General features: G+C 69.7%; 5 protein-coding genes. 3 read left to right on the top strand and 2 right to left on the bottom strand.

The window, feature by feature from the left end:
- Nucleotides 1-430 precede the first annotated feature (430 nt).
- Nucleotides 431-9,697, top strand: a complete 9,267-nt coding sequence (locus ABD260_RS22400) for a non-ribosomal peptide synthetase/type I polyketide synthase (protein ID WP_344235930.1) — start codon at nucleotides 431-433, stop codon at nucleotides 9,695-9,697.
- Between the two features lie 461 nt (nucleotides 9,698-10,158).
- Here ABD260_RS22400 and ABD260_RS22395 read toward each other — a convergent pair whose 3' ends face one another.
- Entirely contained in the window at nucleotides 10,159-11,088 is a 930-nt protein-coding gene (locus ABD260_RS22395; protein ID WP_344235928.1) for an ROK family protein, read from the bottom strand.
- A gap of 233 nt (nucleotides 11,089-11,321) precedes the next feature.
- Between ABD260_RS22395 and nagZ the strand changes: the two genes are divergently transcribed.
- Nucleotides 11,322-12,803: a beta-N-acetylhexosaminidase gene (nagZ, locus tag ABD260_RS22390; protein WP_344235926.1), complete on the top strand. Its 1,482-nt coding sequence runs from the start codon at nucleotides 11,322-11,324 to the stop codon at nucleotides 12,801-12,803.
- Nucleotides 12,804-12,909: 106 nt separating this feature from the next.
- Here the strand turns inward: nagZ and ABD260_RS22385 are convergent, their stop codons facing one another.
- Nucleotides 12,910-14,118, bottom strand: coding sequence for an ROK family protein (locus ABD260_RS22385; protein ID WP_344235924.1), 1,209 nt, complete (start codon nucleotides 14,116-14,118; stop codon nucleotides 12,910-12,912).
- Between the two features lie 109 nt (nucleotides 14,119-14,227).
- Here ABD260_RS22385 and ABD260_RS22380 point away from each other — a divergent pair, with 109 nt between their 5' ends.
- Complete coding sequence (locus tag ABD260_RS22380; RefSeq protein WP_344235922.1) at nucleotides 14,228-15,865, top strand: glycoside hydrolase family 13 protein; 1,638 nt, start codon at nucleotides 14,228-14,230, stop codon at nucleotides 15,863-15,865.
- The last annotated feature ends 349 nt before the right edge of the window (nucleotides 15,866-16,214 follow it).

Genomic DNA, 16,214 nt, shown 5'->3' with positions numbered 1-16,214 from the left:
CGCCGACACCGACGCCGACACCGACGCCGACACCGACGCCGACACCGACGCCGACACCGACGCCGACGCCGACACCAGCGACACCGCCGACGTCGCGGACGTCAGCGCCAAGCGCGTTGGTGCGTACACCACGAGCAGCGAGACGGACGTCGAGGCTGCTGATGTTCACGTAGCGGATGCTGACTCCAAAGACGCCAGCGCTGAAGAACCCAGCGCCGAAGAATCCGACGCTGAGGAACTCAACGCTGAAGAATCCGACGCTGAAGAATCCGACGCTGAGGAACTCAACGCTGAAGAACCCAGCGCTGAAGAACCCAGCGCTGAAGAACCCAGCGCCGAAGAATCCGACGCTGAGGAACTCAACGCTGAAGAACCGAGCGCTGAAGAACCCAGCGCTGAAGAACCCAGCGCTGAAGAACCCAGCGCGGAGGTGCTCGGCGCGGAGGTGGCGGGTGCGGAGTCGGTTGGCGCCGAGCGAGCCGAGTCGGACTCGGCCGGCACGCTAGAGGCTCACGCGGACGAGCCCAGCCTCGCTGAGTCGGATTCGGTTGGCACGGTAGCGGCTGACGCGGACGAGCTCGGCGTGAAGGAGCGCGACGCGGAGCCGGTTGGTACGGATCTGGCTGAGGCGGATTCGGTCAGCGCGGAAGGGGCCGACGCGGAGGCACCCGGTACGTCGGCTTTGGGAAGCCACCATGCACTTCGGGACCGCGAAAATACGCGGTCGGTTCTCAAAGCCGCCGATGCGGATGATCTCAGCGCTGATGCGGCGGACCTCGGCGCGGAGGCGCGCGGCAACGCGGACGAGTTGGGCGCCGACGAGTTGAGCGCCGACGGGCGTGACGCGGGGCTGGTAGGTGCGGGTCAGCCTGGTGCGGACGCGGCGAGCGCGGATGGGCGTTCTGCCGATGAGGGTGGTGCGGAGTCGGAGGAGGCCAGGGACCTCGCTCCTGCTGTGCTTCCGGTGGAGGGTGAGGCTGAGGAGGCGGGGACCGAGGCGCTCGCTGCTGGTGTGGTTCCTGTAGTGGGTGACGCTGGGCTGGCGGGGACCGAGGGGCTCGCTGCGGATGTGGTTCCTGTCGAGGGTGAAGCTGGGCTGGCGGGGACCGGCGGGCTCGTACCTGATGCGGTTCCTGTGGAGGGTGGAGCTGAGGAGGCGGAGGGCGAGGGGCTCGCTGTCGATGGGGAGTCCGGTGGTCGCGGGGCCGAGGAGGCTGGGGCTGAGGAGCTCGTTGACGGCGCGGAATCCGTTGTGGGTGACGGGGAGTCCGCGGGCGGCGCGGAGGTTGTTGGTGGGGCTGGTTCCTCGGTTGCGGCGGCTTCTGGGGCTTCGGTTGTTGAGGAGCAGGAGGCGGCCCTGGTTGAGCCGGCGGCATCCTCGGGCGTGGTTGGTGGGGAGCCGACGGCTGCTGCGGTTGAGGCGGTGGTTGGGGCGGCTTCCGGGGGTGTGGGGCGGAAGGCGGCTGTGGTTGAGCCGGTGGCTGTGGTGGGGGTGGCTGGGCGGTTCCCGGGGGCGGAGACGCTTGAGCAGTTCTGGGACAACCTGGTTGTGGGTGTGGAGAGTGTTCGGCGGTTCTCGCCTGAGGAGGTTGGGCAGAGCGGGGGCGCTGGTGGTACGGGTGCTTGGGGTACGGGTGGGTCGGCTGGGCGTGCGGGTGTGTCTGGTGGTGCGGCCGGGCGTACTGGCTCGGCGGTGCGGCCCGCGACTGGTGCGGTTAGGCCTGCGACTAGTGCGGTGGTGCGTCCCGCGAGTGGTGCGGCGGGATGGGGTACCGCTGGGCGGCTCGGTGCAGCTAACGGCGTAGCAGGTGCGGCCGGCACGCGGAGCGGTTCCACGGGCACGCGCGCTGGTGCATCCGGTGCGGCGGCTAGCGGTGCGGGTGGTTCCGCAGGTACGCGCCCTGGTGCAACCGGCGGGGCAGCTGGCGGTGCGGGTGGTTCCGCAGGTACGCGCGCTGGTGGAGCTGGTGCGGGTGGTGGTGTGGCTGTTGAGGGGAACGGGTGGGGGGATGAGGGGGTTGCTGTTGGTGGGGTGTTGGAGCATGTTGAGGCGTTTGATGCGCGGTTCTTTGGGTTGAGTGATCGTGAAGCCGAGCTCATGGAGCCGGCGCAGCGGTTGTTTCTTGAGGTTTGTCATCAGGCGTTGGAGCATGGCGGGTACGCGGGCACCACCGGCCGCGTCGGTGTGTTCGCCGGGTCGGGGATGAATCTCTACAACCGTCAGCCGCAGCCGCGCGATTCGATTGCGACGCGGGTGGCGTACCGGTTGGGCCTGACCGGCCCCGCGATCGGCGTGCAGTCGGCCTGGTCGTCGTCCTTGGTCGCGGTGCATCTGGCGTGTCAGGCGTTGCGTTCCGGCGATGCGGATCTCGCGCTCGCGGGCGCCGCCGCCGTACAGGTGCCTCAGGCAACGACTTTTCACCCGGCTCCGGATTCGCTCCTTTCGCCGAGCGGGCACGTACGCGCCTTCGCCGCGGATGCGGACGGTACGGTCGCGGGCAACGGCGTCGCGGCCGTACTCCTCAAGCGGCTCGACCAAGCGCTCGCCGACGGCGACACCGTGTACGCGGTCATCCGCGGCACCGCCGTCAGCAACGAGGATGCTCCGTCGGGTAACCAGGTCGAGCTGATCGAGCGCGCGCTGGAGCGGGCAGGGTTCGACGCGGATTCACTGAGCTACGTCGAGGCGAACGGGATCGGCAGCGCGACCGCCGACGCCGCCGAGGTGCGATCGCTGACGACGGCGCTGCGCCGGCACACCGACAAGGTCGGCTTCTGCACGATCGGTTCGGTGAAGCCGAACATCGGCCACCTGGACAGCGCCGCGGGTATGGCCGGTCTGATCAAGACGATCCTGATGCTGCAGCACCGGACGCTGGTCCCGACCATCAACTACACCGAGCCGAATCCGGCGCTCGAGCTCGACGGCAGCCCGTTCGTGATCGGCACCGAGGCGCGGGCCTGGACTGTGCCCGCCGGATCTGGGGGTACGACCCTGCGCGCCGGCGTCAGCGCCCTGGACGCGGGCGGCATGAACGCGCACGTGATTCTCGAGGAGGCGCCCCGGCAGATCCGCCGCGGCGACGACGGGCCGGTCGTACTCCCGCTGTCCGCGCCTGACCCGGATGCCCTCGCCGACCTGATCGAGCTGTACCGCACCGACCTCGGCCACGGCACCGGCCATCGCCTGATCGACCTCGCCGGTACGGCGGCTCTCGGGCGGCCCGCGCACCGGTACCGAGTCGGCGTCGCGGGCGGTACGGAGGCCGAGCTGGTCGACGCGCTGGCGTCCGCGCAACCGACCGAGGTACCGCGTGGCGGACCGGGTCCGTTGGGGTACGCGTTCACCGGGCAAGGCGCCGCGCGACGTGGGATGGCGGCCGGTTTGGCGGCGCGGTTCCCGGTGTTCCGGTCGGTACTCGACGAGTGCGATCGCGTGTACAACGAGGAGACCGGCGGCAATCTACTCGAGTTGCTGCTCACCCCGGCGGGTACGACTGAAGGGGTTTGGCCGACCGAAACGGCGCAACCGGCTCTGTTCGCGTTCGAGCTGGCGCTGGCGCGGTTGTGGCAGTCGTTCGGTGTGCAGCCGGCGTTGGTGGTCGGGCACAGCGTTGGTGAGTACGCGGCGTTATGCGTCGCCGGTGCGCTTTCGCTGGCGGATGGTGTTCGCCTGACCGCGAAGCGCGGTGTGCTGATGCAGCGCGGGACGGTACCCGGTGCGATGGTCGCGGTCCGCGCGGACGCCGACCGGGTACGCGAGATCGCCCGCACGGCTGGAGTTGAAGTTGCCGCGGGCAATGGTCCGCAGTCGTTCGTACTGACTGGGTCCGAGGTGATCGTCGGGCAGCTCGCGGCGCAGCTGGATCGGCTGCAGGTCGCATGGCAACGGCTTGATGTCGACCGGGCTTTCCACAGTTCGTTGGTCGACCCAATTTTGGCCGACTTCGCGGAGATCGTCGGCGAGATCACGCTCGAGCCGCTGCGTACGCCGATGGTGTCCAGCTGGTCGGGCGAGCTGCTCGAATCCGGGACGGTGCTCGACGGCGACTATCTCGTCGGGCAGTTGCGGCAGCCGGTGCAGTTCGGTGACGCGGTCGAGGCGGTGACCGCGGCCGGGTGCCGGCGGTTCCTCGAACTCGGTCCGGACGCGGTACTCAGCCCGGCCGGCCGCCGGATCGCGCCCAACAGCACGTGGATTCCGGCGCAGCGGCTCGGCCAGGACCCGGTCCTCGCGACCATGAACGGGCTCGCCGAGCTGTACGAGCAGGGCACCGAGATCGCCTGGGCGAAGGTGTACCCGGATGGCGGGCGCGTGCCGCTGCCGACGTACCCGTTCCGCCGGGTGCACCATCCGGTCGACCCGTCGGCATCCGTACACGCCGCCGGGCCCGCGGGGACCGTGCATGCGGCCGGGGCGGGCGCGACCGCGTACGCCGCTGGGCCGGGGGCAACCGGATACGCCGGTGCGCCGGGGGCGATGGTTGCCGGGGACAACGGTGTGGTGACGGCGCGGGTCAACGCGTTCGAGCGGGCGGCGCGGGCGCAGACGCCGGTGTTCGATCCGCCGTCGAGCGCCGCGGTGAAGCGCATTCCGCTGGACCCGCCGGTTGCGGCCGAGCCGGTAGTTGTGGAGCCGGTCGAGGAGGCGGAGCGGTCACCGTTCGCGTTGCCGGCGGAGACGCATCAGATCGACGCCGACTACCTGGCGCAGGCCGGGTCGCTGCCCGGCGACGAGGTCTCGGCGGAACGGTACCGGGATTCACTGGATGTGGTACTCGATCTGACGTGCGAAGAGCTTGGTCTCGATCCGTATGACTTGACGGTCGACCACACGTTCGCCGAGCTCGGCGCGACGGCCGCGTCGATGGCGCCGGTGATCGACGAGATCAACGGCCGGTTCGGGGCGGAGATTGCGCCGGACGACCTGTTCCTGACGTACACGACGCCGCACAAGCTGGCGACTGCTGTTGCGGTGCAGTCGGCGACGGGGGCTGACGAGGGTACGGCCGGGGATGCTGTTGAGGCGTACGCGGGTGAGCTGGCGGATGGTCTGGTACACGAAGAGGCGACCGCCGACCGCCCTGGATTCTCTGAAGCTTCGCCCGCCGAGGGTTATGGAGCTGATGGTTCTTCAGCCGACCGCGCCGGAGCCGATCGCGCCGGGGCCGATCGTGCTGGGGCCGATCGTGCTGGGGCCGATCGTGCTGGGGCCGATCGTGCTGGAGCCGACCGTGCCAGAGGCGGCCGGGATGGGGACGCCGCATCCGGGGCCGACCGCGGCCGGGAGAGCTCGCCTGCGGCCGACGGTCGATGGATCGGTGATCCTGCTGAGGATGGGTTCACCAGCGGCGAAGTTGTTGCTGTGGTTGACTTGGACAGCACCCGCGGAGCGTTCGCAGCTGCGACAGGTGCGGATGCGGCCGCTGAGGGCTCTGGCGTTGCTGGCGGCTCGACTTCGGATGGTTCGGCGGGTGCTTCCGGGGCTGGGGATTCTCGGGCCGCGCTGACTGTGTTGGGTTCAGGTTTGGCGGAGCTCGCCGCACGGGTGGACGCGGCCGCCGCGGCAACTGGCGCCGCCGAACTGCCCGGGAGCGGGATGGCCGCGCTCATGTCCCAGCAACTACGCGTAGCCGGCCAACTGGTAGACGGCGTCACCAAGCTGATGCGCGAACAACTGAACCTCCTAGACCAACACCAGCCATCCGAACCCACGCACACAGCCGAACCCACAAGCAGCCCCGACGCTCAGGACACCGAGCCCAGGGAGCGTACCTCCGGTGGTACGGCCGAAGCGGATGCTGAGGTCGAGACGCGTAGGCCCGGCGCGGATGCTGCGGTTGAGATGCGTACGCCGAGTGGTGCGCTCGGCACGGATGCTGCGGTCGAGGGACGTGCGCCCGGTGATGCCAGCAGTTCAGCCGAGCACACTGGTGATGAAGCAGCCGGGAGCGAGGCTGTCGGACAAGCAGCGGCGGGCGAGGTTGTCGGAGAAGCGGCGGCGAGCGAGCCTGTCGATGAAGTGCTGGTACAGAGCATCGCCGGTGAGGTCGCCGAGGAGCAGGTTGCGCCTGACCGGGGTACCGCCGGGCGGTCAAACGCCGAGCAGGTAGCCGAGAACACCAGCGCCGAGCGAGATGCGATCGACCGAGGTGCAGTCGAACGCACGGTTGCTGAACGGGCGGTTGCTGAACGGACTGGTGCCGAGCGGACTGGTGCCGAGTGGACTGGTGCTGAACGGGCTGGTGCTGGTGTGGCTTCGGTCGGCCGGGTCCGGATGACGGATCTGACGCCTACTCCTGGAGCAGTCCGGGAGCACACGTCCAGCGCAGACAGCACCGTCGGCAGCCTGAAGGACGATGCAGCTGACGGCACGACCGAGTACGCGACCGATCCCGTCGACGACAGTGCGGTCGAACGAGCCGACCACAACCCCACCACAAGCGCAGCCGACAGTACGCCCGAGAGCGCGCCCGACGGTACATCCGAGAGCAGGACCGACGGTACGTCCAAGAGCGCGTCTGACGGTACGCCGCGGAGCGCGTCCGACGGTGCCTCGGCTGGTGTGTCCAAGAGTGTGTCCGGCGGTACGTCCGAGAGCGCGCCGGGCGGTACGTCCGAGAGCGCGTCCGGCGGTACGTCCGAGGATGCGGCGAACGGTACGCCTGAGCATGCGACGAGCGGTACGTCTGAGCATGCGGTGGGTGGTACGGGCGGCGATGGGGTCGGCGGGGCGACTGAGGCGCTGGCTGAGGTGGCGATCGTGGGTGCGGCCGACGGTGTGGGTGGTGACGCGGGCGTAGCACGTGGTCTGGTGGAGCACGCGGACGACAGCTCGGTCGAGGACGTTGAAGACGCTGTGATCGCGGATGCGGTTGAGCCGGCGGAGGACGACGTTGAGGCGGCCGCCGTGCAGCAGACGGTTGAGGGCGTTGAGGCGAACGCGGTGCAAAGCGCGGTCGGCGATCCTGCCAAGAACTTGGACGACAGTACTGCCGAGCACGTGGACCACGGTGCTGCCGAGAGTTCGACCGACGGTACTGACGAGGCTCTGGACGACGGTACTGACGAGGGTCTGGACGACGGTACGGCCGAGGGCATGGTCCTTGGTTTCGCCGAGCGGGTGGGCGACCGGTCGGTTGAGGGCGCTGATGCGGCGGCTGCTGGTCCTGTGGTTGATGGGGATGACGGCGCTGCTGCGGATCACGTCGGCGCTGAGGGTGCGGTCGAGGGTCGGGCTGGGCGAGGAGACGACAGCTCGGCCGAGGGTCTTGGTGGCGCCGGAGCTGAGGGTGCGGCCGTTGGTTCCGTCGAGCAGGCGGATGACGCTGCAGGCGCTGACGTAGACGCGGGCGCTGACGTAGACGCTGGTGCTGGTGCTGGTGCTGGTGCTGGTGCTGGTGCGGATGTGCGTGGGGCGGCTGCGGGTGGAGGGGTTGACGGGGAGGACTGGCGGCGAGGGGATTTGGTTTATTGGGATGGGGTTTTGGTGGGGGCCGGGCCTCTGGTGCTGGTGGGGGATCGGGGTGTGGGGGAGGACAGCGGGGTAGTTGCGGCGGTCAAGCGGGAGTTGGAGGAGGATCTGGGGGACGCGGTGTTCGCGTTCAGCCGGGAGCGGAAGCTCAGTCCGGTGATGACGATGTTCGCGGCCGTGGTGACCGTGCTTGGGCGGTTTGCGGCGCAGGACGATGTGATTGTCGGGTCGGCGCTGGTCCGCGCGAAGGGGGACACCTCGACCGCACCACGGCGGGCACTGCCGCTGCGGATCGATCTCTCCGGCGAACCAGATCTCGGCGAGCTCGCGCAGCGCGTACGCGATGTCGCCGCCGAAGCCTTCCAGCACGCGCGTACGGACCTCGCCCTGCTCGACCGCGAACCGCTCTTCCAGATCCTCGTCGACTTCGAGGACGATGACGACGAGCTGCCCGCGAGTGTCGACCTGCGCTTCCGGCTGACCCATCACGGCGCCGGCATCACGTGTACGGCCGAGTACCGCCCCGCGCTGTTCGCCCAGAGCACCGTGGAACGCCTGCTCGACTACCTCGCCGAAGTGTTGTGCAGGGCAACTACCCGTCCAAACCTGCGGCTTCCGGAACTCGTCCTCCCGATCGAATCCGACCTGCCCGTACTCCGCGACCTCGAGGCCGACACCGACCCGACCGGACCGATCGGACGCCTGCGCCGCGACGCCGTGATCGCCGGTGAACTCAGCGGACTGCACACCCTCTTCGAGCGTCAAGTCGCCCGTACGCCGGACGCGATCGCTTTGATACAAGGCGATCGCGAGCTCACGTACGCCGAACTCGACCGTCGTTCGAACGCGGTCGCCTGGCAGCTCACCGACCTCGGCGTGAAGCCGGGCCAGCTCGTTGCGGTACGTGTTGCCCGAGGCACCGAAATGGTCGTCGCGGTGCTCGCGGTACTGAAGTCCGGCGCGGCGTACCTCCCGCTCGACCCGGGCGTACCGGAGTCCCGCTGGGCGTTCATGGTGCAGGACGCGGGCGCGGTCGCGCTGGTCGGTGACGACGCGGCGCTCGCAGACCGGATCGGCCTGCGCCTGGTCCCGGTCACGGCCACCGATGGTGACCCGCGGGCGCGGCAGGCGCCGCCGGTGCGCGCCGCGGCGGACGACATCGCGTACTGCATCTACACCTCCGGCTCGACCGGCAACCCGAAGGGCGTCGTGGTTCCGCACCGCGGCCCGGTCAACCTGGTACGGCATTACCTGCGTACGCGGCGATCGCTGCGTACTTTGCAATGGACCTCGTTCGGCTTCGACGTGCACGTCCAAGAGATGTTCACGACACTGGCCTCCGGCGCCGCGCTGGTACTGATCGGCGAGGACGACCGGTACGACCCGGATGCGGTCGTGGCCGCACTGCGCGACCACGAAGTCGAGCGGCTTTTCATGGCCTTCAGCCCGCTGACCGCCTTGCTGGCGACGATGCGCCGCCTGCCCGAGCTGCCCGCGTTGCGGGAGATCGTCGCGGGCGGTGAGGCGATGGTGCTGACGCACAAGGTGCGCGACTTCCTCGAGGCGCATCCGGACTGCAGGCTGTTCAACGAGTACGGTCCGGCCGAGGCTTCGATCGTGACCACGATCCACGAGGTCGACCCGGCGGAGGACCGGCCTTCGATCGGGCGGCCGATCGAAGGCGTCGTCGTACGCCTGCTGGACGAGGCACTGCGGCCGGTACCGGTCGGTGCGGTCGGCGAGATCTACCTCGGTGGCGCGGCGGTTGCCCAGGGCTACATCGGCCGCCCGGAGGAGACCGAGCGTGCGTTCGTCCCGGATCCGGGGCATCCGGGCGCGCGGCTGTACCGCAGTCGTGATCTCGGCCGCTGGCGCGTCGACGGCACGCTGGAGTACCTCGGCCGCGCGGACGATCAGGTGAAGATCCGTGGTCACCGGGTCGAACCGGGCGAGACCGAGCACGTACTGGCCGATCAGCCGGGCGTGGTCGATGCGGTCGTGGTCGCCAACTCGGATCCGGCCGGCGACACCTGCCTGATCGGGTACGTCGTCCTCGAGGACAGCGATCCCGCGGTACTGGCACGGCTGATGCTCGACCTGGGCAAGGAACTGCCGATCTACCTGGTCCCGGCGGACCTGATCCCGATCGAGGAGCTCCCGCTGGACGACAACGGCCGCCTCGACCGCGCCCGCCTGCCCGAGCCCGAATGGCTGCACCCGTAGCGCCGTCGAGCCGCAAGGCCGGAAAGAGCCGGCCGAAAGACTTCCGTTCTGCACCGTGGACGGGGGGTCAGGTCCGGTGGCAGCCCTCCCGCGGCCACCGACCGCCGTTCACGGTGCAGAACCCGCGATCGATCCTCACCCTCCGAAGGATCGTTCGCGTCCGAAGCGGTCGGACGTTGCCGAAGGCATGCTGGTTCCCGACCGGTGGGTGACACGGTTGCGGCGGGGGAGTTTCCTCACCCGCCGCTCACGTGGTTCGGCTGATCCAAGGCCCCCCTCGATCAACCGCTGCCGGCCGGTCCGAGCCCCCCTCGACCGCCCGTGGATGCCGGTGCCCCCACCCCATCCATCCGTTGCATCGGGTGGCGTAGGTCAGTCGTTACACACTTTCCCGAGATTCGTAAAAATTGCGCAAAGGTGCGCGTGAGAACCCTTACCGGCGAAAGAAATTGTGCAATGCGTCAGCTGAGCGCGGCCCAGGCCAGATGCGCGGCCCCGAGCAGCCCAGCGTTGTCCAGCTGGGCCGGCTCCACCGCGAGCTCCGTGATGAACGGCAGCTGCGCCAGCCGCTTCACCCACGCCTGCACCGGGTCGAACAGCACCGGCCCGGCCTTCGCCACCCCGCCGCCGATCACCACGCTGGTCAGGTCGACCGTCACCGCGGTCGCCACAATCCCCGCCGCGAGCGCCTGCGCACCGTCGTCGAACGCCGCCAGCGCCAACTCGTCCCCAGCCGCGGCATCAGCAGCCAGTACGGCCGCGTCCACGTCCTCTTCGGTACGCCAGCCGCGCCGCTTGGCCCGGGCAACCATCCGCGGACCACTCGCGTACGCCTCGACGCAACCGTATGACCCGCAGGCGCAGGCCTCGCCGTCCTGATCGACGACCACGTGGCCGATGTGCGCCGCGTTGCCGGACTGGCCGATCAGCGGTTTGCCGTCGACCACCAGACCGCCGCCGACACCGGTCGACACGACGATCCCGAGCAGCGTCTTCGCGCCACGGCCGGCACCACTCCAGTACTCACCGAGCGCGAAGCAGTGACCGTCCATGCCGAGCGTCACGGGGACGTCGCCGGTCAGCGCCCGGACCCGGTCGACGAGCGGAAAGTTGCGCCACCCCGGGATGTTCACGGGGGAGACCAGGCCGTGCTCCTGGTCGAGCGGTCCGGCCGAGCCGATGCCGACCGCGAGCGGGGCCGCGTCGCCGCGCACCCGGCCGATCAGCTCACCGAGCGCGGCGAACACCTGGTCGGCGCCGCCGTCCGGTGTACGGATTCGGTCACCGGCCAGAATCGTGCCGTCGGCGGACACCAAGGCGGCGGCCAGTTTCGTGCCGCCGATGTCGATTCCCAGCACGGTTCCCCGCGCCGGCGCTGCGTCGTCGCTCATCGTCCCCCCGGTCAGGGCGGTCAGGTCGAGAGACAACGTTATCCGTAGTCGGCCCGAACAGACAGAGTTCAACCAAGGTAATCACGGCAAACCCGCAGGAAGGCGGCCGTTAACGGTCATGACAGGACTTGACAACGATACCCCTCCGCCAGCTTTCGGGCGCTAATTATTAGCTGTCCGTGACCGGGCCGCCGGGCTGGCGCGAGCCGGTGCGAGGCTGAGAGGGTTGGCGGATGAGTGATCAACTGGAGCGTGACGCGGCCGGCTCGCTGGTGGTCGGTTTCACCGGGACCACCGCCCCCGACGACCTTCGCCGGGCGGTGGCGGGTGGACTCGGGGCGGTCATCCTGTTCACCCGGAACGTGGTCGACGCCGACCAGGTCGCCGCACTGACAGCGGCGTTGCGCGCCGAGCGTCCGGACCTGATCGTCGCCATCGACCACGAGGGCGGCGAGTTCAGTCACCTGGCCCCGGCGAACCCGTGGCCGCTGGCCAGCCCGCGCGTACTGGGCGACCTTGACGACGTGGAGCTGACCCGTGCTTCCGCGCGCGACGCGGCCGCGACGCTGGCCGCGCTCGGTATCGACCTGATGCTCGCGCCGTCGGTGGATGTGAACAGCAACCCGGCGAACCCGATCATCTCCACCCGCTCGTTCGGCCGGACCGCGGACGTGGTCTCCCGGCACGGCGTCGCGTTCGTCCGGGGCGTCCACGACGCCGGGATCGCGGCCTGCCCGAAGCACTTCCCGGGCCACGGCGACGTAGCGGTCGACTCGCACACCGACCTGCCCCGGGTGGACCGGTCGGCCGCGGAGGTCGAGGCTGTCGAGCTCGCGCCGTTCCGGGCCACCATCGCGGCCGGCGCCGACGTGGTGATGAGCGCCCACATCGTGTTCTCCGCGTACGACGACCAGCCGGCCACTCTTTCCCGGCGAATCCTGACCGGACTGCTCCGCGAGGAGCTCGGCTTCACCGGCGTCATCACCACCGACGCGCTGGAGATGCAGGCGATCACCAGGCACCGATCGATCGAGGACGCCGCGGTCGCGTCAATCGCCGCGGGCGCCGATCTGGCAATGATCGCGGTCGGTACCGCGGATCCGCGGGCGCTGACAGCTCGCGTGGTGGAGTCCGTACGCAACGGAACCGTGCCCGCCGAACGCGTCGCCGACGCGGCCGCCCGGGTCCGCGCTCTCGCCGCGTCACTCGGTCAGCGCAGCCGGCACTCCGGCCTCAGCGGCGCCCCGATCCGCGAAGTGGCGGCCCGAGTGATCGGTCGCCAGACCATCCCCGCGCTGGGCGCCGCGCCGTACGTGGTCGATCTCACCCAGGGCCTGCACCCGGCCTGGAACCCTTATTTTGATGGCCTTCCGGAGATCTTCGCCCGGGTCGCGCCGGGTGCCGACGGTGTCGTTCTGCGCGGTGAACATCACCTGACCGAGAACGCCGAGCCCGCCACCGACGTGATCGCCAAGGCAGCACAGGCCGCGCACGGCCGTCCGTTGGTGATCGCGGTCCAGGACGCGGTCCGTACGCCCTGGATGCGGGAAACCCTCAACCACTTGATCGCAGGTCACCCGGACAACGTGTTCGTCCTCTGCACCGGCATCCCCGAGGACCAGACACTGGTCCCGGCCGACCTCCCGTCCGCCACCACCTCCGGCCGCAACCTGGTCGTCCTCGAAGCCGTCGCCCGCGCCCTGACTGGCAGCTGAGAAGTCGGCAGCTCGACAGGAGGTGTCCGTCGGCCGCCGGCCCTTTCACGCTCGGCGGCGCGGTCAGGAGGCGTCATCTTGGCGACACCTCCTGTCGAGCTGCCGATCAGCTGGGCCGGCAGCCGAGTTCCAGGTCCAGGGCGTTCTGTTCTACGTAGTTGAGGGCGTGCCGGACGGCGCCGACGGAGACTATCGCGTCGCCCAGGGATGAGACGGCGACGCGAGGTGGCGTGCTGGTGTAGCCGGCCAGCTGCTTGTCGAGGTCGGGGAGGAGCGCGGCGGCGGCTTCCGCGACCGCGCCGCCGAGAACGACCAGCTCGGGGTTGAACAGGATGCCAAGGGTGGCGACCACCCGGGCGGTCCGGGCGGCGATGTCCTCCAGGATGCCGAGGGCAACCTTGTCGCCGGCCGCGGCGGCGCTGAACACCTGCTCGGCGGTTACCTCGCCATCGGCCGCCAGCTCAGTCAGCGCTGTGGGTACGGACGGATCGGCCGCTGCCCGGGTGCCCTCCTCGCGGGCGATCCGGGCGATACCGTGGGTGTCACCAACGCCCTCGAGCAGCTTCAGGAACACCATCTCACCGGCGCCGCCGCGACTGCCGTGCAACAGCCGCCCGGAATCCATCAGCCCGGACCCGAACCGCTCCCCGGCCAGCAGAACCACCAAGTCGTCGACGTTGCGCGCCTCGCCCCGCCAATGTTCGCCGAGGGCGGCCAGGTTGGCGTCGTTCTCCAGGAGTACCGGCCAGCCGTGCAGCTCGGTCAGCCGCGCTGCCAGTCCGCTGTCGAACCGTCGCCAGAACTCGTCGTCGACCAGGATGTTTCCGTCCCGGTCCACCGGCGCTGCCACCCCCGCTCCGGCGGCGAGCACCTGGGCGTCCGAGATCCCCGCGGACGTCAGCGCCTCGACCACAGTCGCGTGCACGATGCCGGTCCGCTCGCCGGCGGTCTTCACCCCGGCCGCGGACCGCCCCGCCTTCGCCACCGTTTCGCCTCGCAGGTCCGAGACCAGTACGGTCGTCTTGGCCGCACCGATGTCGATCCCGAGCACGTACCCGGCGCGGCCGTTGAACTCGAACCGGCGGGACGGCCGGCCGACCGAGGTCCGGCCGGGGTCGAGCTCGACCACCCAGCCCATGGAGATCAGGTCGTTGCAGACCGCGTGCACAGTGGCCCGGGTGAGGCCGGTGGCCTCGATCAGGCTGGTGCCGGTCATCACCTGCGCGTGGTTGAGCACGCCAAGCACTTTGCCCGCGTTCACCCGGCGCAACATCGTCGGAGTGGCTGTTGGCGGGGTAGCCGGTGGTTTCGCCATCAAAGCCCCTTGACCTGGTCGTCGTCTCGCCCGCAGAATACATGCAGATTCTAAATTTAGAGCCTATATATAAACCCTGGGTTACCAACAGATTCCGAGTGAGGCGATCGTGACTGGTCCGCAGACGACCGATCCCGACTGGTGGCGGCAGGCAGTCGTGTACCAGATCTACCCGCGCAGCTTCGCCGACGCCAACGGCGACGGCGTCGGTGACCTGCCGGGCATCATCAGTCGAGTCCCGTACCTGGTGGCGCTGGGCATCGATGCGGTGTGGCTGAGCCCGTTCTACCCGTCCGCGCTGGCCGACGGTGGGTACGACGTGGACGACTACCGCAACGTCGACCCGCGACTGGGCACGCTGGACGACTTCGACCGGCTGGTCGAGGCGCTGCACGTCGAGGGCATCAAGCTGATCGTCGACATCGTTCCGAACCACACGTCGGACCGGCACGAGTGGTTCGTCGAGGCGCTGGCGGCGGCCAAGGGGCACCCGGCCCGCGACCGGTACATCTTCCGCGACGGTCCCGACGGCGCCCCCGACCAGCCGCCGTCCGACTGGGACTCGGTCTTCGGCGGTTCCGCCTGGGCGCAGACCGACGACGGCCAGTGGTACCTGCACATGTTCGCCGCCGAGCAGCCCGACCTGAACTGGCAGCACCCCGAGGTCCGCGCGGACTTCCTGGACACGCTGAAGTTCTGGTCCGACCGGGGCGTCGACGGGTTCCGGGTCGATGTCGCGCACGCGCTGGTGAAGGACCTGTCCGAGCCGTTCCCGTCGAAGGCCGTGCTGCCGCGGCAGTCCGAGTCGTACGGCAAGCACCCGCTCTGGGACCAGGACGGTGTGCACGAGATCTACAAGGACTGGCGCAAGCTGCTGAACACGTACGACCCGCCGCGGTCCGCGGTCGCCGAGGCGTTCGTACCGGCCTCCCGCCGGGCCCGGTACGCGAGCGCCGACGGGCTCGGGCAGGCGTTCAACTTCGACCTGCTGCAGGCCGACTTCGAGTACGAGAAGTTCCGCCAGGTGATCGAGGCCAACCTCGCCCTCGCGGAGGAGAACGGCTCGTCGTCGACCTGGGTGTTCTCGAACCACGACGTGGTCCGGCACGCGACCCGCTACGGTCTGCCGAAGAACCCGAAGGGTGGCTGGCAGGACGGTAAGGACTGGCTGCTCAGCAACGGCACCGAGCCGACCGTCGACGTGGCGCTCGGCCTCCGCCGGGCGCGCGCCGCGACGCTGCTGATGCTGGCGCTGCCCGGATCGGCGTACCTGTACCAGGGCGAGGAGCTCGGCCTGCAGGAAGTCGGCGAGCTGCCGGCCGCGAACTTGCAGGACCCGGCGTACTTCCGCTCGAAGGGCGCCGAGAAGGGCCGCGACGGCTGCCGGGTGCCGATCCCGTGGACCGTCGAAGGACTGTCCTTCGGCTTCGGCCCGGGCGGTGCGCACCTGGTGCAACCGAAGTGGTTCGGGGCGTACTCGGTCGAGGCCCAGCAGGACGATGTGGAGTCGACGCTGAGCCTGTACCGCAAGGCGCTCGCGGTGCGGCGCGGTCTGCGGACCGGCAACTCGCTGACCTGGGTGGACGAGACGGACTCGGTCCTGCACTTCACCCGGCCCGGCGGCTGGCAGTGCGTGACGAACTTCGGTGTTGCTCCGGTGGAGCTGCCCGACGCCGCTGTCGTCCTGTCCAGCGGTCCGCTCGACGGGGACAAGCTCCCCGGTGACACAACGGCTTGGCTGATCTAGTGCCCCGCGTCGGAGATTCCTTGGCGCTTGCGGCGCTCAGGCACGCACCTCGCGGCAGCGGAGGAACAGCCACGATGGAAAAACATCGAGGCTGCCCCTCCGCCACCACGATGCACGCACCTGAACACCGCAATCACTCAAACAATCACCGACGCGGGGCACTAGCCGGCCTCTAGAACTCGCTCCGGTCCGGCCGTCCCGAGACGGCACTCCCCCTGTGGCCGGGGCGACCCGTCGGAGCGGGTGTGGTGGTGGACGCGGCGGGGCGGTCGCTCCACCACACCAGCACCCGCACCGGCGGAACTGGTTGTGGCGGGGGCACCGGGCGGCTGCCCCCGTCACAATCCAG

It is taken from the genome of Kribbella hippodromi, assembly GCF_039531045.1.
Lineage (GTDB): Bacteria > Actinomycetota > Actinomycetes > Propionibacteriales > Kribbellaceae > Kribbella > Kribbella hippodromi.
This window is presented reverse-complemented; position numbering and strand designations above follow the sequence as displayed.

What these genes read in the sequence shown, in the direction of transcription:
- ABD260_RS22395 (WP_344235928.1), bottom strand. Translation starts at nt 11,088, where the DNA reads ATGAGCGACGACGCAGCGCCGGCGCGGGGAACCGTGCTGGGAATCGAC.
- nagZ (WP_344235926.1), top strand. Translation starts at nt 11,322, where the DNA reads ATGAGTGATCAACTGGAGCGTGACGCGGCCGGCTCGCTGGTGGTCGGT.
- ABD260_RS22385 (WP_344235924.1), bottom strand. Translation starts at nt 14,118, where the DNA reads ATGGCGAAACCACCGGCTACCCCGCCAACAGCCACTCCGACGATGTTG.